This window comes from Agrobacterium sp. ST15.13.013 (assembly GCF_027956525.1).
Classification (GTDB): domain Bacteria; phylum Pseudomonadota; class Alphaproteobacteria; order Rhizobiales; family Rhizobiaceae; genus Agrobacterium; species Agrobacterium salinitolerans.
This window is the reverse complement of record NZ_JAQKGP010000108.1, coordinates 1-418: the sequence shown is the minus strand read 5'-3', so window position 1 is coordinate 418 and position 418 is coordinate 1. Positions and strand designations below refer to the sequence as shown.

The 418-nt window shown below is 50.0% G+C and carries 1 protein-coding gene; it reads left to right on the top strand.

What is annotated here, in order from left to right; all coding sequences use genetic code 11:
* A partial coding sequence (locus tag PL597_RS26105; protein WP_333781952.1) for an Lrp/AsnC family transcriptional regulator occupies nucleotides 1–418 on the top strand: 418 nt, incomplete at both ends.

The following is a 418-nucleotide window of genomic DNA, read 5'->3' as shown; positions in this document are numbered from 1 at the left end:
GATAAAAAAATTCTTACGCTCTTGCAGCGTAATAATCGCTTGTCGCAACGGGAGATCGCCGATCGGATCAGCTTGTCTCCTTCGGCAGTCAATCGGCGTATCGCTGCACTGGAGGATGCAGGGGCGATTAAAGGCAGTGTTAGCTTAGTGGACGCCAGTAAAGTGGGAAGACCAATCACCATTATGGTGCAGGTGACCATTGAGAATGAACGTCTCGATCTGCTTGAGGAGGATAAACAGCGTTTCGTAACCTGTCCGCAAGTGCAGCAGGTCTACTATGTCACTGGCGACTTCGATTTCCTGCTCGTGATCAACGTCCGTGATATGGCGGAATACGAAGCGCTAACCCGTGAACTCTTTTTTGCCTCGGGAAATATCAAGTCTTTCCGGACCATCGTGTCGATGCAAAATGCGAAGC